The organism is Streptomyces sp. NBC_00335 (assembly GCF_036127095.1).
GTDB lineage: Bacteria > Actinomycetota > Actinomycetes > Streptomycetales > Streptomycetaceae > Streptomyces.
This window is the reverse complement of the sequence record NZ_CP108006.1, coordinates 7,052,419-7,072,584: the sequence shown is the minus strand read 5'-3', so window position 1 is coordinate 7,072,584 and position 20,166 is coordinate 7,052,419. Positions and strand designations below refer to the sequence as shown.

The 20,166-nt window shown below is 71.6% G+C and carries 17 protein-coding genes; 1 reads left to right on the top strand and 16 read right to left on the bottom strand.

The window, feature by feature from the left end; translation table 11 throughout:
- Window positions 1–58 precede the first annotated feature (58 nt).
- The gene (fmt, locus tag OHA37_RS32140; protein WP_266910441.1) at window positions 59–1,006 is read right to left on the bottom strand and encodes a methionyl-tRNA formyltransferase; all 948 of its coding nucleotides are present in this window, start codon (window positions 1,004–1,006) and stop codon (window positions 59–61) included.
- 261 nt (window positions 1,007–1,267) lie between these two features.
- Between fmt and OHA37_RS32135 the strand changes: the two genes are divergently transcribed.
- Window positions 1,268–1,783 (top strand): hypothetical protein, encoded by a 516-nt coding sequence (locus OHA37_RS32135; RefSeq protein ID WP_266910439.1) that lies wholly within the window; start codon window positions 1,268–1,270, stop codon window positions 1,781–1,783.
- A 236-nt stretch (window positions 1,784–2,019) separates the two neighbouring features.
- Here OHA37_RS32135 and OHA37_RS32130 read toward each other — a convergent pair whose 3' ends face one another.
- The 15 genes from OHA37_RS32130 to OHA37_RS32060 form a co-directional block, all read right to left on the bottom strand.
- On the bottom strand, window positions 2,020–4,146 hold the full coding sequence (locus OHA37_RS32130; RefSeq protein WP_266910437.1) for a primosomal protein N': 2,127 nt from the start codon (window positions 4,144–4,146) through the stop codon (window positions 2,020–2,022).
- Between the two features lie 110 nt (window positions 4,147–4,256).
- Window positions 4,257–5,465 (bottom strand): methionine adenosyltransferase, encoded by a 1,209-nt coding sequence (gene metK, locus OHA37_RS32125; RefSeq protein ID WP_266910435.1) that lies wholly within the window; start codon window positions 5,463–5,465, stop codon window positions 4,257–4,259.
- A 195-nt stretch (window positions 5,466–5,660) separates the two neighbouring features.
- Window positions 5,661–6,875: a bifunctional phosphopantothenoylcysteine decarboxylase/phosphopantothenate--cysteine ligase CoaBC gene (gene coaBC, locus OHA37_RS32120; protein ID WP_266910433.1), complete on the bottom strand. Its 1,215-nt coding sequence runs from the start codon at window positions 6,873–6,875 to the stop codon at window positions 5,661–5,663.
- A 134-nt stretch (window positions 6,876–7,009) separates the two neighbouring features.
- On the bottom strand, window positions 7,010–7,282 hold the full coding sequence (gene rpoZ, locus OHA37_RS32115) for a DNA-directed RNA polymerase subunit omega (RefSeq protein WP_266910431.1): 273 nt from the start codon (window positions 7,280–7,282) through the stop codon (window positions 7,010–7,012).
- Window positions 7,283–7,361: 79 nt separating this feature from the next.
- Window positions 7,362–7,925, bottom strand: a complete 564-nt coding sequence (gene gmk / locus OHA37_RS32110) for a guanylate kinase (RefSeq protein ID WP_266910429.1) — start codon at window positions 7,923–7,925, stop codon at window positions 7,362–7,364.
- Window positions 7,926–7,986: 61 nt separating this feature from the next.
- The gene (gene mihF, locus OHA37_RS32105) at window positions 7,987–8,310 is read right to left on the bottom strand and encodes an integration host factor, actinobacterial type (protein WP_250741333.1); all 324 of its coding nucleotides are present in this window, start codon (window positions 8,308–8,310) and stop codon (window positions 7,987–7,989) included.
- A 245-nt stretch (window positions 8,311–8,555) separates the two neighbouring features.
- Window positions 8,556–9,521: a dihydroorotate dehydrogenase gene (locus OHA37_RS32100; RefSeq protein ID WP_266910427.1), complete on the bottom strand. Its 966-nt coding sequence runs from the start codon at window positions 9,519–9,521 to the stop codon at window positions 8,556–8,558.
- Window positions 9,518–10,375, bottom strand: coding sequence for a dihydroorotate dehydrogenase electron transfer subunit (locus tag OHA37_RS32095; RefSeq protein ID WP_266910425.1), 858 nt, complete (start codon window positions 10,373–10,375; stop codon window positions 9,518–9,520). The genes OHA37_RS32100 and OHA37_RS32095 overlap by 4 nt, the downstream gene beginning before the upstream one ends.
- Before the next feature lie 328 nt (window positions 10,376–10,703).
- The gene (gene pyrF / locus OHA37_RS32090; protein WP_266910423.1) at window positions 10,704–11,555 is read right to left on the bottom strand and encodes an orotidine-5'-phosphate decarboxylase; all 852 of its coding nucleotides are present in this window, start codon (window positions 11,553–11,555) and stop codon (window positions 10,704–10,706) included.
- A complete protein-coding gene (locus OHA37_RS32085) occupies window positions 11,552–12,661 on the bottom strand; it encodes a quinone-dependent dihydroorotate dehydrogenase (RefSeq protein WP_266913273.1) in 1,110 nt (369 codons plus the stop codon). Before OHA37_RS32085 ends, pyrF begins: the two co-directional genes overlap by 4 nt.
- A 123-nt stretch (window positions 12,662–12,784) precedes the next feature.
- Window positions 12,785–16,093 carry a carbamoyl-phosphate synthase large subunit gene (carB, locus tag OHA37_RS32080; RefSeq protein WP_266910421.1) on the bottom strand — a complete coding sequence of 1,103 codons (3,309 nt, stop codon included), beginning with the start codon at window positions 16,091–16,093 and terminating at the stop codon, window positions 12,785–12,787.
- Window positions 16,086–17,234 carry a glutamine-hydrolyzing carbamoyl-phosphate synthase small subunit gene (gene carA / locus OHA37_RS32075; protein WP_266910419.1) on the bottom strand — a complete coding sequence of 383 codons (1,149 nt, stop codon included), beginning with the start codon at window positions 17,232–17,234 and terminating at the stop codon, window positions 16,086–16,088. Before carA ends, carB begins: the two co-directional genes overlap by 8 nt.
- Entirely contained in the window at window positions 17,231–17,815 is a 585-nt protein-coding gene (locus tag OHA37_RS32070) for a PH-like domain-containing protein (protein WP_266910417.1), read from the bottom strand. Before OHA37_RS32070 ends, carA begins: the two co-directional genes overlap by 4 nt.
- On the bottom strand, window positions 17,812–19,098 hold the full coding sequence (locus tag OHA37_RS32065; RefSeq protein WP_266910415.1) for a dihydroorotase: 1,287 nt from the start codon (window positions 19,096–19,098) through the stop codon (window positions 17,812–17,814). The genes OHA37_RS32070 and OHA37_RS32065 overlap by 4 nt, the downstream gene beginning before the upstream one ends.
- A 2-nt stretch (window positions 19,099–19,100) precedes the next feature.
- Window positions 19,101–20,090: an aspartate carbamoyltransferase catalytic subunit gene (locus OHA37_RS32060; protein WP_266910413.1), complete on the bottom strand. Its 990-nt coding sequence runs from the start codon at window positions 20,088–20,090 to the stop codon at window positions 19,101–19,103.
- Window positions 20,091–20,166: the final 76 nt, after the last annotated feature.

Sequence of the window (20,166 nt, the reverse complement as noted above, 5' to 3'; positions counted from 1 at the left end):
TGAAAGGTGCTCCGGATTTACGTAACGCTGAAGGACAAAGCAAAGACAACTACGAAAATCAGCCTACGTCGGCTCCGCCGCCCAGCCGCTCACCAGGAGCGATCCGCACCCCGCGCGCCCAGTCGGCGGCCTTCATCGGCTTCTTGCCCTGCGGCTGTACCCAGAGCAGCTCCACGGCGTGCGAGCCGGAGCCGACGTGGACGTTGTTCTTGCCCACGCCCAGGTCGCCCGGCTTCAGGTCGGTCCGGTCCGTGACCAGCCCGACCGAGACCAGCTTGAGCCGCTCCCCCCGGAAGACCGTCCACGCACCCGGCGCGGGAGTGCAGCCGCGCACCAGCCGGTCCACGCGCATCGCCGGCGCGTTCCAGTCGACCCGGGCGTCCTCGACGGTGATCTTCGGCGCGAGCGAGATCCCGTCGGCGGGCTGCTCCACCGCGCGCAGGGTGCCGTCCTCGATGCCGTCCATGGTGGCGACCAGCAGGCCGGAGCCGGCGAAGGCGAGGCGGGTCAGCAGGTCGCCGCTGGTGTCGGTGGGCCGGATCTCCTCGGTGAGGATCCCGAAGACCGGGCCGGTGTCCAGCCCCTCCTCGATCCGGAAGGTGGAGGCACCGGTGACCTGGTCGCCCGCCATGATCGACTGCTGCACGGGGGCGGCACCGCGCCACGCGGGCAGCAGCGAGAAGTGCAGGTTGACCCAGCCGTGCTTCGGGATGTCCAGGGCGCCCTTGGGAATCAGCGCGCCGTACGCGACCACCGGGCAGCAGTCGGGGCCGATCTCGCGCAGCCGCGCCTGGAACTCCGGGTCGCGCGGCCGGGCCGGCTTGAGCACCTCGATGCCGGCTTCCTCGGCGCGCTCGGCGACGGGGCTGGCGACGAGGCGACGGCCTCGGCCGGCCGGCGCGTCGGGCCGGGTGACGACGGCGGCGACCTCGTGGCGCCCGGAGGCGATCAGAGCGTCCAGGGCGGGCACGGCGACCTCGGGGGTGCCTGCGAAGACGAGCTTCACTGGGGTCTACCTCGCTATCTCGGCTGTCAGCAGCACATCAGTCTATGGTCTGTCCGCCCGCGGTCCCACCTGCGTCGTACGGCCCGCCCGAGGGGGCGTACGCACACACGCGCGCTCCTCGCATATGCCGACACGCCCCCACAGCGTGACCTGCCCACCGGGTAGCGCGTTGGTCAAAAGAGATTGACCGAAACGGGCCGCGAAACAGAACGGTGTCTGCGGCCCTATCCGCTCTTCAGCACCGGTTCGAGAGGCTTCTTCATGGCCGACCACGCCACCCACGACGCCCAAGCACGGGCCAGCCTGCACCTCCTGGTGCGGGACATCGAGCGGGTTCGCCGGCAGGTGGATGCTCTGCGTACGCTCACCGCCCAGCTCGGCAACGTCTACCGCCCGCGCCGCTCAGGCCCCTCCACGGGCTTCGTCGTCTACGGCCGGGCACCCGCACCCACCGTCCGCCTCGCGCAGGAACTGCGGGACAGCGTCGAGACGCTGGTCACCGCCGCGGTGGACTTCGACCGCTCGCTCGGCTTCTCGTGGGACGCGGTCGGCTCGGCGCTCGGAGTCACCAAGCAGGCCGTCCACCGGCGCTACGGTGCCCGGCGGGCGCAGAGCGCCGAATCCGCCGAGCGGGAGCCGCTGGCCGAGGGCACGACGACCCGGACCCTGGGGCCCCTGCCCACCGTCCCGGCGGCGCGCTCGGTGCCGCCGCAGCCGGTGCGCGAGGAGGCGGGCGTGTCCCGCCCCGGCGCCTTCCCCGGCCCCCGCAACGGCTGACCTACCCGCGCCGGGACGCCGACCCCCGACGACACCCGCCCCCGGCCACTGCGCCGGGGGCTCCGTCGTTTCCGGCGGGGCCGGATGGATCCGGCCCCGCCGGCGTGTGAGGCGATCGGTTCAGCCCGTCCGGCGTTTGAGGACCGGGTCCGGGCAGCGCCCGGGGAACGGTGGAAGGGCGGGTAGGGGAATCCGCCCCGCAGGGCCGCCCCACCCATCGGCCGATGTCCGGCGGATCAGCCGATGTCCAGCGGATCGATCCGGATCCGGACCGCCTCCGCCGCCGGAACCCCCCGCGCCATCCGGGCCGCCTGCGCCCCCTTCAGCGCAGCCGCCAGCGCGGCCCCGCTCCCCGGCGGGACCCGCACCAGCGCCCGCTCCCCCGCGGACGGCTCCCCCCGGAGCCCGGGCAGCGGCACCGGCCCGAGCACCTCCGCGTCCGGCGGCAGCCCGGCCCCCGCCAGGAAGGCTTCGACGACCTCGGCGCTGCCGGCGGCGACCGCCGCCATCCGGGAGACCGGCGGGAACCCGAGCTGCGCCCGCTCCGCGAGCTCCCGTACCGCGTGCCCCACGGGATCCCACCGCACCAGCGCCTGGACCGGCCGCAGCGTCGGCTCGGCGACGACCACCACCTGCCCGTCGCCCCGTACCAGGGAGGCCGCCGCGATCCACCGCCGCAGCGCGTCCTCGCTCGCCCGCAGGTCGGGCCGGCTCAGCATGGCCCAGCCGTCCAGCAGCAGCGCCGCCGCGTACCCGGCGCCCGCCGCGACCGGCTCGGCGCCGGGGGTGGACACCACCAGCGCGGGCCGGTCGGGCACCTCGTCCAGGATGTGGTCGCGCCCGGAGGTCCGTACGGGCACGGCCGGGAAGGCCCGCCCCAGTTCCTCGGCGGTCCGCCGCGCGCCCACCACCTGGGCCCGGAGCCGGAACGACCCGCACTCCTCGCAGTGCCAGGCCGGCTCGGCCCGCCCGCACCACCCGCAGTGCAGGTCCCGCGCGTCGGGCGCCTCCAGCGGCCCCGCGCAGGCCGTGCACCGCGCCGGCGTCCGGCACCGCTCGCAGGCCAGCCGGGGCACGTAGCCGCGCCGGGGCACCTGTACGAGCACGGGCCCGGTCTTCAGGCCCTCCCGTACGGTCTCCCACGCGAGGCTCGGCAGCCGGGCGGCCCGCGCGGCCCCGTCCCGGGCCAGCAGCTCGTCGCCGACGGTCCGGATCCGGGGCGCGTACGTACGCACGGTCTCGCGGTCGGCGACCAGCGGGCGGGCCCAGCCTGACTCGACGAGCTGCGCGGCCTCCACCGTGCAGCTGGTGCTGCCCACCAGGAAGCCGCAGCCGTCGGTGACCGCGCGCAGTTCCAGGACCTCCCGCACGTGCGGGAAGGGGGCCCGGTCGTCGCTGTGGCTGGAGTCGCCGTCGTCCCAGACGGCGACGAGCCCGAGGTCCCGGACGGGGGCGAACATCGCGGCCCGGGTGCCGACCACGGCCCGCACCGAGCCCCGGCTGACGGCCAGCCACTCGCGGTAGCGCTTCTCCGGCCCGGACTCGGCGGTCAGCAGCGCGTGCCGCCCCTCGCCGAGCAGGGCGGTGAGCGCCGCGTCCACGCGGGCGGCGGTGCGCCCGTCGGGGACCACGGCGAGGGCGCCGCGTCCGGAGGCGAGGGTGGCGGCCATGGCGCGGGCCAGCTCGTCGGCCCAGCCGGGCCCGGGCAGGGCCGTCCAGACGGCGCGCGGGGTTCCGCCGCCCGCCAGGGCCCGCAGGAAGCCGGGCCCGGCTCCGTACCGCTCCCAGCCGGCGGGCTCGGGCGCGGCGGGCGGGGGCAGCGGTTCGGGGGACGGCTTGGCCTCGGCGCGGGCGCTGCGCGCGGGCAGCGCGAGCTGGAGCACGTCGGCGAGGCTGCCGGCGTACCGGTCGGCGACGGCGCGGGCGAGGGCGAGCATGCGGGGGCCGAGCACGACCTCGGGCGAGACGACCTGGGCGAGGGCCGCGAGGGCTCCGTTGTAGTCGGACTCGGCGCGGCGCTCGATGACGAAGCCGTCGATGAGCCCGCCGCCCTCGCGGCGGCCGCCGTGGACCCGGTGGGAGCCCGCGCCGAAGCGGACCCGGACGCGGACACCGGGCTGGGCGGACTCGGAGAGTTCGGCGGGGACGGCGTAGTCGAAGAGCCGGTCCAGGTGGAGCACGCCCTTGTTCACCAGGACCCGGGCCACGGGCAGTTCCTCGGCCACGGAGGCCCCGCGCCAGGTCCGCGGCTTGGCCTTGGGCGCCTTGGCCTTCGCCTCGGCGACCATCTCCCGCATCAGCGCGAGCTGCTCCGGCGGACCGCCCGGTCCGCTCCGCTCCCCCGCGTCATTGGTGCTGCTCACACCCGCATTCTTACCAAACCCCACCGACAACGGGCGGACGGGCCCGCACGCGCGGACGGCCCCGGACCACAAGGGTCCGGGGCCGTCCGTCCAGCGGGTGCTGCGGGGTCCTACAGGCCGGCAGCGGTGCGCAGGGCGTCCACGCGGTCGGTGCGCTCCCAGGTGAAGTCCGGCAGCTCGCGGCCGAAGTGGCCGTAGGCGGCGGTCTGCGCGTAGATCGGGCGCAGCAGGTCGAGGTCGCGGATGATCGCGGCCGGACGGAGGTCGAAGACCACGCCGATGGCGTTCTCGATCTTCTCGACGTCGACCTTGTGCGTGCCGAAGGTCTCCACGAAGAGGCCGACGGGCTCGGCCTTGCCGATCGCGTACGCGACCTGGACCTCGCAGCGCGAGGCCAGACCGGCGGCGACCACGTTCTTGGCGACCCAGCGCATGGCGTACGCGGCGGAGCGGTCGACCTTGGACGGGTCCTTGCCCGAGAAGGCGCCGCCACCGTGACGGGCCATGCCGCCGTAGGTGTCGATGATGATCTTGCGGCCGGTCAGACCGGCGTCGCCCATCGGGCCGCCGATCTCGAAACGGCCGGTCGGGTTGACCAGCAGGCGGTAGCCCTCGGTGTCGAGCTTGATGCCGTCCTCGACGAGCTGGTTCAGCACGTGCTCGACCACGAACTCGCGGATGTCCGGAGCGAGCAGCGAGTCCAGGTCGATGTCCGCCGCGTGCTGCGAGGACACGACGACCGTGTCGAGGCGGACGGCCTTGTCGCCGTCGTACTCGATGGTGACCTGGGTCTTGCCGTCGGGGCGCAGGTACGGGATGGTCCCGTTCTTGCGGACCTCGGACAGCCGCTTGGAGAGGCGGTGCGCGATGTGGATCGGGAGCGGCATGAGCTCGGGGGTCTCGTCGCAGGCGTACCCGAACATCAGGCCCTGGTCGCCGGCACCCTGCTTGTCGAGCTCGTCCTCGTCGCCCTCGACCCGCTTCTCGTACGCGGTGTCGACGCCCTGCGCGATGTCCGGGGACTGCGCGCCGATGGACACCGACACGCCACAGGAGGCGCCGTCGAAGCCCTTCTTCGAGGAGTCGTAGCCGATCTCGAGGATCTTGTCGCGGACGAGCTGCGCGATCGGCGCGTACGCCTTCGTCGTCACCTCTCCCGCGATGTGGACGAGACCGGTGGTGATGAGGGTCTCCACGGCGACGCGCGAGGTCGGGTCCTCGGTGAGGAGCGCGTCGAGGATGGTGTCGCTGATCTGGTCAGCGATCTTGTCGGGGTGACCCTCGGTCACAGACTCCGAGGTGAACAGGCGACGGGACACAACGCTCCCTGGGGTTGCAGCGGCTGCTGGCTGAAATATTGGTGGAACCACATCGGAGGCTGCGCCCGATCACGTTCCGGCTGCAGTTTATCGGTCGCCACCGTTCGCCGGACCACCTGTCTCGCCCTATGGGAGCCATGTGACCTGCGACACTCCATTCTTACCCAAGGACGACCCTGCGGAAAGGGCCTCCGCTCAGGCGCGTCGCGCTCCGATGCGCGGTGCCACCTGATCCCAAATCACGTCCGCGAGCGTTTCCTTCGGTCCATAGGGGACGGCGAGCTCGCTTCCGTCGGAGGACAGGATGACCGCTTCGTTCTCCTCGGAACCAAAGGTCTTCGCCTCGCCCACCTCGTTGACGACGAGAAGGTCACACCCCTTGCGGAGGAGCTTGCTCCGCCCGTTGGCGAGTACGTCGTCGGTCTCGGCCGCGAAACCCACGACGACCTGACCCTCCCGGGCCCTGTCGGCGGAAATCTCCGCGAGAATGTCCGGATTACGTACGAGGGCCACCGGCGCGGGCTCCTGCCCGTCCTTCTTCTTGATCTTGCCGCCCGCGTACTCGGCGGGCCGGAAGTCGGCCACGGCCGCGGCCATCACCACCGCGTCGGCGTCCGCCGCGGCCTTGAGCACGGCCTCGCGCAGCTGCAGGGCCGTCCCGACCCGTACGAGGTCCACCCCGGCCGGGTCGGCGAGCGCGGTGTTGGCGGAGACCAGGGTGACCCGGGCCCCGCGGGCGACGGCGGTGCGGGCGAGGGCGTAGCCCTGCTTGCCGGAAGAGCGGTTGCCGAGGAAGCGGACCGGGTCCAGCGGTTCGCGGGTGCCGCCCGCGCTGATCACCACGTGCCGGCCGGCGAGGTCCGGCTCGGCCACCCCACGGGCCAGGACCCTGGCGCACACCTCGAAGATCTCCTCGGGGTCGGGCAGCCGCCCCTTGCCGGTGTCCTTGCCGGTGAGGCGGCCGACGGCCGGCTCGATGACCACGGCGCCGCGCCGGCGCAGCGTGGCCACGTTCTCCCGGGTGGCCGGGTGCTCCCACATCTCGGTGTGCATCGCAGGTGCGAACACCACCGGGCAGCGTGCGGTGAGCAGGGTGTTGGTCAGCAGGTCGTCGGCCAGCCCGTGGGCGGCCTTGGCCAGCATGTCGGCGGTGGCCGGGGCCACGACGACGAGGTCGGCGCCCTGCCCGATGCGGACGTGCGGCACCTCGTGGACGCTCTCCCAGACCTCGGTGGAGGCCGGGTTCCCGGAGAGGGCGGCCCAGGTGGCCTCCCCGACGAAGTTCAGCGACGCCGCCGTCGGCACCACGCGCACGTCGTGCCCGGACTCGGTCAGCCGGCGCAGCAGCTCGCACGCCTTGTAAGCGGCGATCCCGCCGCTGACTCCGAGCACGACCTTCGGCTTACCCACCACACACGCCCTTTCGGCTGACGACCGCCATCACACCCGCATGACACCTACGGCACCTACGGCCTACACACCTATGACACACCACAGGCCCGGCAGATGTTCTGCCGGGCCTGTGGTGAAAGGAATCTCGTGCCTTACTGAGGCGGGGCCTCGATGGCCTCGGAGGTCAGCAGACCCGCGTTGATCTCGCGCAGCGCGATCGAAAGCGGCTTCTCGTGGACGTGGGTGTCCACCAGCGGGCCGACGTACTCGAGCAGGCCCTCACCGAGCTGCGAGTAGTACGCGTTGATCTGACGCGCGCGCTTGGCCGCGTAGATCACGAGGCTGTACTTCGAGTCCGTGGCCTCGAGCAGCTCGTCGATCGGCGGGTTGATGATGCCCTCGGGCGCAGTAATGGAAGAGGACACGCTCTACCTTCCGAAGATGGGGTAAGACCTAGAAGTGTCGGATCCGGACCGTCCGGACCGGCTGAACACCGGTCAACGATCAGACGACATTCATCAACGTTAGCAGCTCGCGCGCCACGTCCTCGACCGAGGTGTTGACCAAGGTGGTGTCGAACTCGGATTCGGCAGCCAGTTCGATCTTGGCGGCGGCGAGCCTGCGCTCGACGACCTCCGCGGATTCGGTGCCCCGGCCGGTGAGCCGGCGGACCAGCTCGTCCCAGCTCGGAGGAGCCAGGAAGACCAGCTGTGCCTCGGACATGGACTCGCGTACGAGCCGTGCGCCCTGGAGGTCGATCTCCAGCAGGACCGGCTCGCCGTTCTCCAGGCGTTCCAGCACTGCGCCGCGCGGTGTGCCGTAGCGGTTGCCCGCGAATTCGGCCCACTCCAGCAGCTCGCCATTGGCGATCAGCTTGTCGAACTCGTCGTCGTTGACGAAGAAGTAGTGGACTCCGTGTCGCTCACCGGGCCGCGGCTTGCGGGTGGTGGCCGACACCGAGAGCCAGACCTCGGGGTGAACCTTGCGCATATGCGCGACGACCGTGCTCTTGCCGACCCCCGAAGGGCCGGAGAGCACGGTCAGCCGCGGACGAACCTCTGCTGCCATAGAGCGATTATCCAGCTTCTCGGGACTGCCTGAGAACGCCGGGAGAACTTCGGACGACGCCTTAGGCGGCGTTACCGCCGAACTCACGCTCCAGAGAGGCGATCTGGTTGGAACCGAGACCTCGGACACGCCGGGACTCGGAGATGCCGAGGCGCTCCATCAGCTGCTTGGCGCGCACCTTGCCGACGCCGGGCAGGGACTCCAGGAGAGCGGAAACCTTCATCTTGCCGATGACGTCGTTCTCCTGCCCCATCTTGATGACGTCGTGCAAGGAGGCGCCGGAGTGCTTGAGTCGATTCTTCACCTCGGCCCGCTCCCGGCGAGCCGCGGCGGCCTTTTCGAGCGCTGCTGCGCGCTGTTCAGGGGTAAGGGGCGGAAGAGCCACGCCTACGTCACCTCGGATGTCGAACTGTCGGATACGGACCAGTGGAATGCCGGAAGGCATCACACCAGGCGAGCGCCCGAACAGCGGTGGTGCTCGATCGCTGCTCGTTCACTCTGCTCGGAGACTAGCGGCCATGACCGCTCCAGTCAGCGAGAACGGACGAAAAGTCCTGGTCAGCCTCCACTGAACCGTACATCACGGACAAAACACCCCGGATTTGTCCGGTGAAGGACGTTCGAATCTCGTCAGAAACTTCGATGAGCCAGTCCGACGGCGTCCTCGAACGCCCCGATCCCGCGTACGGCGAGTGCCGCGCGCAGGTCGTCACGGATCCTCAGGGGCGCGGACGGATCGTTGAACAGTGCGGTCCCCACCGCCACGCCCGAAGCGCCGGCGAGCACGAATTCGAGCGCGTCCCGGCCGGAGGCGATCCCGCCCATCCCGAGGATGGGGACCCGCCGGACGGCGCCCGCCAGCATCGCGCCGTGGACCTGGAAGACGCAGCGGACGGCGACGGGCCGGATCGCGGGGCCGGAGAGGCCTCCGGTGACCCCGGCGAGGGCCGGGCGCATGGTGTCGGTGTCGATGGCCATCCCGAGGACGGTGTTGATCATCGAGAGCCCGTCGGCTCCCGCTTCCGTACAGGCGGCCGCGATGTCGGTGATCCGCGTCACGTCGGGGGTCAGCTTGGCGTAGACGGGCAGTGCGGGGTCTGCCGCCGCCTTGACCGCCTTGACCACCTCGAAGGAGGCGTCGGCGTCACAGGCGAAGACGAGGCCGCGGTTCGCGACGTTGGGACAGGAGATGTTGGCCTCGATGCCGACCACCGCGGGCTGCCCGGTCAGCCGGGCGGCCGCCTCGGCGAACTCCTCCGTACGCTCCCCCGCGACCGATACGAGGACCCGTGCCCCGCGCTCGGCCAGCCAGGGCAGCTCGTGCTCGACGAAGCGGTCGATGCCGGAGCCCTGGAGTCCGATGGAGTTCAGCATCCCGCTGGGGGTCTCGGCCATCCGCGGAGTGGCGCGGCCGGAGCGGACGTACGGCATCACGGTCTTGGTGGTGATGGTGCCGAGCTCGCCCAGGGGGGTGAAGCGGTGCAGCTCGCGGCCGTAGCCGGCGCAGCCGGAGGCGGTGGAGACGGGGTTGGGGAGGGTGACGCGGGCACCGAGGGGCGCCGACATGTCGACGTCTTCGGGGTTCAGAGGATTCACCGGTCGCTCGCCTTCGGGGTCATCGCGGCTGCGCCTTCGAGGTCCTCGGGCAGGCATCCGGCGTCGTCCCAGCGGACGGTTGCGCCGTCGAAAACGGGGCCGGATGTGCAGGAGCGAAGGAAACGGGTGACGCCGTCGGGGCCGGTGACGGGCAGGACGCAGCTCATGCAGATCCCGATGCCGCAGGCCATGGCCTCCTCGACGGCGGTGTGGCTGGCGGCTCCGGCGGCGGTGGCGATCTCCGTGACGGCCTTGAGCATGCCCATCGGACCGCAGGAGTGGACCTCGGTGGCTCCGGTCACCGTGATGGCCTCGGGAAGCGCGTCGGTCACCCGGCCGCGCCGTCCGGCCGACCCGTCGTCGGTGACCACGTACACGTGCTCGGCGAGGGCCTCGGCCCGCTCCACGCCGAACAGCCGGTCCTCGGTGGCCGCGCCGAGCACGAAGGCGACCCGGCCGCCGCGCCCGAGGATCTCCTCGGCGAGGGCGAACATCGGTGCGCTGCCGTAGCCGCCGGCGACGAGGACCGCCCCGACCGGGCCGTCGGGGAGCGGGAAGGGGGTGCCGAGGGGGGCGATGAGGTCCACGGTGTCGCCGGGGCGATGCCGCGCAAGCGCCCTGGTGCCCCGTCCCGCCTCGGCGAAGACGAACTCGACGGTGCCGGTGCCGGGGTCGGCGCGGTGGATGGAGAAGGCGCGGCGGAGCAGTGTGCTCGTGTCCCGGCCGCCGATGGCGAGGGCGCCGAAATGTCCGGGGCGCACCCCGGTGACGCCGGGGGCGTCGAGGACGAGGTGGTGGTAGGCCCCGACGGGCGTGATCCGCCGGATGGTGGCGACGGTCTGTACTGGGGGCACGCGGGGCGCTCCGTCCGGGGGTAGGGGGCGTAACCCCCCACCCCATGATCGCCCGGTGCCCACCCGCACCACACCGGTCCGAAGCCCCGACCCTCCGGGCCCTACGCCCTGCCCCACACCCCGGTTCCCCGCTGCGCGGGCCGCAGTCCCCTACCCGCCCTTCGCCCGTTCCCCGGGGCTCAAACGCCGGAGGGGCTGGATAAACCCAGCCTCGCCGGCGTTTGAGGCGCGGGGTCCGGGGCGGAGCCCCAGGAGGGGTCCGGGCGCAGCCCGGGGAACGGTGGAAGGGCGGGTAGGGGACGGCCCCGCAGGGCTCCGCCCCCGGCGGCTACGCCGCGACCGCCGCGCGGATCTCCTCCGCGAAGGTGTGCGCCGAGGCGCGGAGCGCGGCCGCGTCGGGGCCGTGCTTCAGCACGCCCCGCGACACGTTCGGGACGACATTGCGGACGGCCGCGCCGAACACCGCCGGCAGGTCCGCCGCGGTAGCGCCCTGCGCCCCGATGCCGGGGGCCAGCAGCGGCCCGTTGATGTCCAGGTCGAAGGAGGACAGGTCCCCCAGCGTCGCCCCGACCACGGCTCCGAAGGAGCCCATCGGGGAGGCCCCCGCGTTCTCCGCCGCCAGGTGCGCCAGCATCGTCGCCCCGATCGTGCGGCCGTCCGAACGCACCGCCCGCTGGACCTCCGCACCCTCCGGGTTGGAGGTCAGCGCCAGCACGAACAGACCGGCCCCCGACTCCCGCGCCAGGTCGACGGCCGGCTTCAGCGAGCCGTAGCCGAGGTACGGGGAGACCGTCAGCGCGTCGGAGAACAGCGGCGAGGAGGGCGAGAGGAAGGTCTCCGCGTACGCGGCCATCGTCGAGCCGATGTCACCCCGCTTCGCGTCCATGAGGACCAGCGTGCCCGCCGCACGGGCGTCGGCCACCGTCTGCTCCAGTACCGCGATCCCGCGCGAGCCGAACCGCTCGAAGAACGCCGCCTGCGGCTTGAAGACCGCGACCGAGTCGGCCAGCGCCTCGACCACCGTGCGGGAGAACTTCTCCAGGCCCGCGACGTCGTCGTTCAGGCCCCAGGAGGCCAGCAGCGCCGCGTGCGGGTCGATGCCCACGCAGAGCGGCCCGCGGGAGTCCATCGCCGCGCGCAGCCGCGTACCGAAGGGGATCACAGGAGTCGCAGAGGTCACAGGGCGGCCTTTCGGGTTTCCGCGCCCACCGCTTCGGCGAGCGTCGCGTACGGGCTGGCGGCCAGGCGTGCGGCCAGGCCCTTGTGGATGGCGCGGGCGTAGCAGGGGCCCTCGTAGATGAAGGCGCTGTAGCCCTGGACCAGGCTCGCGCCGGCCAGGATCCGCTGCCAGGCGTCCTCGGCGTTCTCGATGCCGCCGACGCCGACCAGGACCAGGCGGTCGCCGACGCGGGCGTACAGCCGGCGCAGGACCTCCAGGGAGCGCTCCTTGACCGGGGCGCCGGACAGGCCGCCGGTCTCCTTGATCAGCGAGGGGTCGGACTTCAGGCCCAGGCCCTCGCGGGCGATGGTCGTGTTCGTCGCGATGATGCCGTCCAGGCCCAGCTCCAGGGCCAGGTCGGCGACGGCGTCCACGTCCTCGTCCGCGAGGTCCGGCGCGATCTTGACGAGCAGCGGGACCCGCCGGTCGGTCACGACGCGGTCCGCCGCCTCGCGCACGGCGCTCAGCAGGGGCCGCAGCGACTCCGTGGCCTGGAGGTTGCGCAGGCCCGGGGTGTTCGGGGAGGAGACGTTGACGACGAGGTAGTCCGCGTGCCGGGCGAGGCGCTCGGTGGAGGCGACGTAGTCCGCGACGGCCTCCTCCTCGGGGACGACCTTCGTCTTGCCGATGTTGACGCCGACGACCGTCTTGAAGACGGGGTTACGGGCGGCCAGGCGCTCGGCGACGGCCGCGGAGCCCTCGTTGTTGAAGCCCATGCGGTTGATCAGCGCGCGGTCCGGGACCAGCCGGAACAGCCGCTTCTTCGGGTTGCCGGGCTGGGGCTCGGCGGTGACGGTGCCGATCTCGATGTGGTCGAAGCCGAGCATCGACATTCCGTCGATGGCGACGGCGTTCTTGTCGAAGCCGGCGGCGAGCCCGAAGGGGCCGTGCATCCGCAGTCCGAGGGCCTCGGTGCGCAGGGCCGCGTACCGGGGGGCCAGGTAGGCGGCGACGAAGGTGCGCAGGACCGGGGTGCGGGCCGCGAGCCGGATCCAGCGGAAGGCCATGTAGTGGGCCTGCTCCGGGTCCATCCGCTTGAAGACCAGGCTGAAGAAGAGTTTGTACATCGTGCAGGGGTTCCCTTGTGCGCTCATGAAGCTCATGAAGAGGGGGACGACCGTCGCGCATCGCGCTGGACGGTGTCCCCCTCCCCTCTACGGGCCGTTCGGGCGTATCGATCCTGGCAGGACCTAGTCGCGGGCCGCCGTCAGCCGCTCCGCGTGCTCCTGGAGCGAGCACACGCCCACGTCGCCGCGGTTGAGCGCGTCGATGCCCTGGACGGCCGCGGCGAGCGCCTGGACCGTGGTGAGGCACGGGACTCCGCGCGCCACCGCTGCCGTGCGGATCTCGTAGCCGTCGAGGCGGCCGCCGGTGCCGTACGGGGTGTTGACGATCAGGTCGACCTGGCCGTCGTGGATGAGCTGGACGATGGTCTTCTCGCCGTCCGGGCCCTCGCCCTCGCTGAGCTTGCGCACGACGGTGGCGTTGATGCCGTTGCGGCGCAGGACCTCGGCGGTGCCGGAGGTGGCCATCAGCTCGAAGCCGTGGGCGACGAGCTCGCGCGCCGGGAAGATCATCGTGCGCTTGTCGCGGTTGGCGACGGAGATGAAGGCGCGGCCCTTGGTGGGCAGCGGGCCGTAGGCGCCGGCCTGCGACTTGGCGTACGCCGTGCCGAAGACGGAGTCGATGCCCATGACCTCGCCGGTGGAGCGCATCTCCGGGCCGAGGACGGTGTCGACGCCGCGGCCGTGGATGTCGCGGAAGCGCGACCACGGCATGACGGCCTCCTTGACGGAGATCGGCGCGTCGAGCGGCAGGGTGCCGCCGTCGCCGGTCTTCGGGAGCATGCCCTCTTCGCGGAGCTCGGCGATGGTGGTGCCGAGCGAGATGCGGGCGGCGGCCTTCGCGAGCGGTACGGCGGTCGCCTTCGAGGTGAAGGGGACGGTCCGGGAGGCGCGCGGGTTGGCCTCCAGGACGTAGAGGATGTCACCCGCCATCGCGAACTGGATGTTGATCAGGCCGCGGACGCCGACGCCCTTGGCGATGGCCTCGGTGGAGGCGCGCAGGCGCTTGATGTCGTAGCCGCCGAGGGTGATCGGGGGCAGGGCGCAGGCCGAGTCGCCGGAGTGGATGCCGGCTTCCTCGATGTGCTCCATGACGCCGCCGAGGTAGAGCTCGTGGCCGTCGTAGAGGGCGTCGACGTCGATCTCGATCGCGTCGTCGAGGAAGCGGTCGACCAGCACGGGGCGGGTCGGCGAGATCTCGGTGGACTCGGCGATGTACGAGGACAGCCGGTCCTCGTCGTAGACGATCTCCATGCCGCGGCCGCCGAGCACGTACGACGGGCGTACGAGGACGGGGTAGCCGATCTCGTCTGCGATGGCCTTGGCGCCGGCGAAGGTGGTGGCGGTGCCGTGCTTGGGGGCGGGCAGGCCGGCCTCGGCGAGGACCTGGCCGAAGGCGCCGCGGTCCTCGGCGGCGTGGATGGCCTCCGGCGGGGTGCCGACGACGGGGACGCCGTTGTCCTTCAGCGCCTGGGCGAGGCCCAGGGGGGTCTGGCCGCCGAGCTGGACGATGACACCGGCGATGGGGCCGGCCAGCGATTCGGCGTGGACGATCTCCAGCACGTCTTCGAGCGTGAGCGGCTCGAAGTACAGGCGGTCGGAGGTGTCGTAGTCGGTGGAGACGGTCTCCGGGTTGCAGTTGACCATCACGGTCTCGTAGCCGGCGTCGCTGAGGGCGAAGGAGGCGTGGACGCAGGAGTAGTCGAACTCGATGCCCTGGCCGATGCGGTTCGGGCCGGAGCCCAGGATGATGACCGCGGGCTTCTCGCGCGGGGCGACCTCGGACTCCTCGTCGTACGAGGAGTAGAAGTACGGGGTCTTCGCGGCGAACTCGGCGGCGCAGGTGTCGACCGTCTTGTAGACCGGGCGGACGCCGAGCGCGTGGCGGACCTCGCGGACGACGTCCTCGCGCAGGCCGCGGATCTCGGCGATCTGGCTGTCCGAGAAGCCGTGGCGCTTGGCCTCGGCGAGCAGCTCGGGGTGGAGCTTGTCGGCGGCGGCCAGCTCGTCCGCGATCTCCTTGATGAGGAAGAGCTGGTCGACGAACCAGGGGTCGATCTTCGTGTACTCGAAGACCTCTTCCTGGGTGGCGCCGGCGCGGATGGCCTGCATGACGGTGTTGATGCGGCCGTCGGTGGGGCGGACCGCGGTGGCGAGGAGCTCTTCCTTGTCGCCGGTGGGGCCGACGAAGGTGAACTGCGAGCCCTTCTTCTCCAGCGAGCGCAGGGCCTTCTGGAGGGCCTCGGTGAAGTTGCGGCCGATGGCCATGGCCTCGCCCACCGACTTCATGGTGGTGGTGAGGGTGGCGTCGGCCAGCGGGAACTTCTCGAAGGCGAAGCGCGGGGCCTTGACGACGACGTAGTCGAGGGACGGCTCGAAGGAGGCCGGCGTCTTCTCGGTGATGTCGTTGGGGACCTCGTCGAGCGTGTAGCCGATGGCCAGCTTGGCGGCGATCTTGGCGATCGGGAAGCCGGTGGCCTTCGACGCGAGCGCCGAGGAGCGCGACACGCGCGGGTTCATCTCGATGACGATGACGCGGCCGTCGACCGGGTCGATCGCGAACTGGATGTTGCAGCCGCCGGTGTCGACGCCGACCTCGCGGATGATCGCGATGCCGATGTCGCGCAGCCGCTGGTACTCGCGGTCGGTGAGCGTCATCGCCGGGGCGACGGTGATGGAGTCGCCGGTGTGGACGCCCATCGGGTCGAAGTTCTCGATGGAGCAGACGACGACGACGTTGTCCTTGGTGTCGCGCATCAGCTCCAGCTCGTACTCCTTCCAGCCGAGGATGGACTCCTCCAGGAGCACCTCGGTGGTCGGGGAGAGCATGAGGCCCTGGCCGGCGATGCGGCGCAGCTCGTCCTCGTCGTGGGCGAAGCCGGAGCCGGCGCCGCCCATGGTGAAGGAGGGGCGCACGACGACGGGGTAGCCGCCGAGGGTGTCGACGCCCTGGATGATGTCGTCCATCGTGTGGCAGATGACCGAGCGGGCGGACTCGCCGTAGCCGATCTTGGCGCGGACGGCTTCGACGACGCCCTTGAAGAGGTCGCGGTCCTCGCCCTTGTTGATCGCCTCGACGTTGGCGCCGATGAGCTCGACGTTGTACTTCGCCAGCACACCCTGCTCGTGCATGGAGATGGCGGTGTTCAGCGCGGTCTGGCCGCCGAGGGTCGGGAGCAGCGCGTCGGGGCGCTCCTTCGCGATGATCTTCTCGACGAACTCGGGGGTGATCGGCTCGACGTACGTGGCGTCGGCGATCTCCGGGTCGGTCATGATCGTGGCGGGGTTGGAGTTCACCAGGATCACCCGCAGGCCCTCGGCCTTGAGGATGCGGCAGGCCTGGGTCCCGGAGTAGTCGAACTCGGCGGCCTGGCCGATGACGATCGGGCCGGAGCCGATGACCAGGACGGACTGGATATCGGTGCGCTTAGGCACGCTCGGCCTCCATCAGATTAACGAAGCGGTCGAAGAGGTACGCGGCGTCGTGCGGGCCGGCAGCCGCCTCGGGGTGGTACTGGACGGAGAAGGCCGGCTGGTCGAGCAGCTGGAGGCCTTCCACGACGTTGTCGTTCAGGCAGACGTGGGAGACCTCGGCGCGGCCGTAGGCGGTCTCCGAGACCTTGTCGAGGGGCGCGTCCACGGCGAAGCCGTGGTTGTGCGCGGTGATCTCGACCTTGCCGGTGGTGCGGTCCTGCACCGGCTGGTTGATGCCGCGGTGGCCGTACTTCAGCTTGTACGTGCCGAAGCCGAGCGCGCGGCCCAGGATCTGGTTGCCGAAGCAGATGCCGAAGAGCGGGGTCTTGCGGGCGAGGACGCCCTGCATGACGGAGACCGCGTGGTCGGCGGTGGCCGGGTCGCCCGGGCCGTTGGAGAAGAACACGCCGTCGGGGTTGACCGCGTACAGGTCCTCGACGGTGGCGGTGGCGGGGAGCACGTGCACCTCGATGCCGCGCTCGGCCATCCGGTGCGGGGTCATGCCCTTGATGCCGAGGTCCACGGCGGCGACCGTGTACTTCTTCTCGCCGATCGCGGGGACGACGTACGTCTCCTTGGTGGCGACCTCGGCGGAGAGGTCGGCGCCCTTCATCTGCGGGGAGGCCTGGACCTTGGCCAGCAGCGCCTCGTCGCGGACGCCGTCCCAGGCCTCGCCCGAGAAGATGCCGACGCGCATGGCGCCGCGCTCGCGCAGGTGGCGGGTCAGGGCGCGGGTGTCGATGCCGGAGATCCCGACGACGCCCTGCTTGACGAGCTCCTCGTCCAGCGAGCGCACGGAGCGCCAGTTGGAGGGGACGCGGGCGGGGTCGCGTACGACGTACCCGGCGACCCAGATGCGGGAGGACTCGGGGTCCTCGTCGTTGACGCCGGTGTTGCCCACGTGCGGGGCGGTCATCACGACGACCTGCCGGTGGTACGACGGGTCGGTGAGGGTCTCCTGGTAGCCGGTCATTCCGGTGGAGAACACGGCCTCGCCGAAGGTCTCCCCCACAGCGCCGTAGGCGCGGCCGCGGAAGATCCGACCGTCCTCCAGGACGAGTACGGCGGGAGCTTTGGCTGCTCCCCTGGTGGAGGTCGTCATCGTTCGGCGCCTTCCGTCGTGGTGATTGAGTGGTTCATGTCGTTGATCGCTTCGACCCATGCGGCGTGTTCGGCCGCGCGGTCGGAGCGGAATCCGGAGTCGATCAGCCTGTCGCCGTGCGCCCATGTGACGACGAGGAGACCGCCCTCGGTGAGTACCTTGCCCGCGATTCCCTTGTCGAGGCGGGCGCCGCGCAGCTGCGCGGCCGGTACGAAGAAGTCGGTGGCACCCGGACGGACCACGTCGAGGCCCGCGTCGGTGAGCGCGAGCTCGACCCGGCTGCGGACGCCCAGTCCGTGGGCGACGATCCGGTCGAGCCACTGCCCGGCGGTGGTGGACCCGTGGTACCGGCCGGTCAGGGCCAGCCGGTGCTCGGGGAGGCCGCCGGGGGCGGCGGGCAGCTCCGGCAGATCGCTCTGCAGGGTGCCGCGCCATTTCCAGCCCTGCCGCATCAGCCAGTACACGAAGGCGATGAAGACGAGCAGACCGATCACCCACGCGATGCGGGCGCCCCAGTCCGTCACCTCCGCCGACTGTCGCTCGGCGGCCTCGGCGGCCAGTTGGATTACTGCAGGTGTCACGCCAGCGTCCCGTCCACGACCGTTGCCCGGCCCCGCAGGAAGGTGTGAGTGACGCGCCCCGGCAGCTCACGGCCCTCGTAAGGCGTGTTGCGGCTGCGGGAGGCGAAGTGTGCGGGGTCCACGACACCACGGTACGAGGTATCGACCAAGGTCAGGTTCGCGGGTTCACCTGCCGAGACGGGGCGTCCGTGGTTCGGAAGGCTGCCGATGCGCGCCGGGGCGAAGGACATCCGCTCGGCGACGCCCGCCCAGTCGAGCAGTCCGGTCTCCACCATCGTCTGCTGGACGACGGAGAGCGCGGTCTCCAGGCCCACCATGCCCATGGCGGCGGCGGCCCACTCGCAGTCCTTGTCCTCGTGCGGGTGCGGGGCGTGGTCGGTGGCGACGATGTCGATCGTGCCGTCGGCGAGCGCCTCGCGCAGGGCCAGGACGTCGGCCTCGGTGCGCAGCGGCGGGTTGACCTTGTAGACCGGGTTGTACGAGCGCACGAGCTCGTCGGTGAGGAGCAGGTGGTGCGGGGTGACCTCGGCGGTGACGTCGATGCCGCGGGACTTGGCCCAGCGGATGATCTCGACGGAGCCGGCGGTGGAGAGGTGGCAGATGTGGACGCGGGAGCCGACGTGCTCGGCGAGCAGGACGTCGCGGGCGATGACCGATTCCTCGGCGACGGCCGGCCAGCCGCCGAGGCCGAGCTCGGCGGAGACGATGCCCTCGTTCATCTGGGCGCCCTCGGTGAGGCGGGGCTCCTGGGCGTGCTGGGCGACGACGCCGCCGAAGGCCTTCACGTACTCCAGGGCGCGGCGCATGATGACCGCGTCGTCCACGCACTTGCCGTCGTCGGAGAAGACGGTGACGCGGGCGGCGGACTCGTGCATGGCGCCCAGCTCGGAGAGCTGCTTGCCCTCCAGGCCGACGGTGACGGCGCCGATGGGCTGTACGTCGCAGTAGCCGGACTCCTTGCCCAGGCGCCACACCTGCTCGACGACGCCGGCGGTGTCGGCGACGGGGAAGGTGTTGGCCATGGCGAAGACGGCGGTGTAGCCGCCGGAGGCGGCGGCGCGGGTGCCGGTGAGGACGGTCTCGGAGTCCTCGCGGCCGGGCTCGCGCAGGTGGGTGTGGAGGTCGACGAGGCCGGGGAGGAGGACCTGGCCCGAGGCCTCGATGACGGTCGCGTCGCCGGCGTCGAGATCGGTGCCCACGGCGGCGATCGTCTCGCCGTCGATCAGGACGTCCTGGACGTCGCCACCGAGTACCTTCGCGCCACGGATAAGGATCTTGCTCATCTTTACTTGCTCTCCTCGGTGCGGGGCGTGCTGGTGGTGGTGACGGCGGGCTCGGAGCCTCCGAGCAGCAGGTACAGGACGGCCATGCGGATCGAGACGCCGTTGGTGACCTGCTCGATGACCGTGCAGCGCTCCGAGTCGGCGACCTCGGCGGTGATCTCCATGCCGCGGACCATCGGGCCGGGGTGCATCACGATGGCGTGCTCGGGCATCCGCGCCATGCGGGCGCCGTCCAGGCCGTAGCGGCGGGAGTACTCGCGCTCGGTCGGGAAGAAGGCGGCGTTCATGCGCTCGCGCTGCACGCGCAGCATCATCACGGCGTCGGACTTCGGCAGCACCTCGTCCAGGCTGTACGAGATCTCGCACGGCCAGGCCTCGACGCCGACCGGGACCAGGGTGGGCGGGGCCACCAGGGTGACCTCGGCGCCGAGGGTGTGGAGCAGCTGGACGTTGGAGCGGGCGACCCGGCTGTGCAGGACGTCCCCGACGATCGTGATCCGGCGGCCGTTCAGGTCCTTGCCGAGCCCGGCGTCCTTGCCGACGAGGCGGCGGCGCATGGTGAAGGCGTCGAGCAGGGCCTGGGTGGGGTGCTCGTGGGTGCCGTCGCCGGCGTTGATCACCGGGGCGTCGATCCAGCCGGAGGTGGCGAGGCGGTAGGGGGCGCCGGAGGCGTGGTGGCGGATGACGACCGCGTCGACGCCCATGGCCTCCAGGGTCTGGGCGGTGTCCTTGAGGGACTCGCCCTTGGAGACGCTGGAGCCCTTGGCCGCGAAGTTAATGACGTCGGCGGAGAGGCGCTTCTCGGCGGCCTCGAAGGAGATCCGGGTCCGGGTCGAGTCCTCGAAGAAGAGGTTGCAGATCGTGCGGCCGCGCAGGGTGGGCAGCTTCTTGATCGGCCGGTCCGCGACACGGGCCATCTCCTCGGCGGTGTCGAGGATCAGGACGGCGTCGTCGCGCGTGAGATCGGCGGCCGAGATGAGGTGGCGCTTCATCCGGGTGCTCCGTAAGTCGGTGAGGTCAAAGCCGTGGTGGATTCAAGGCCGTGGGGAGGGCAGACGGGCTGGCTGG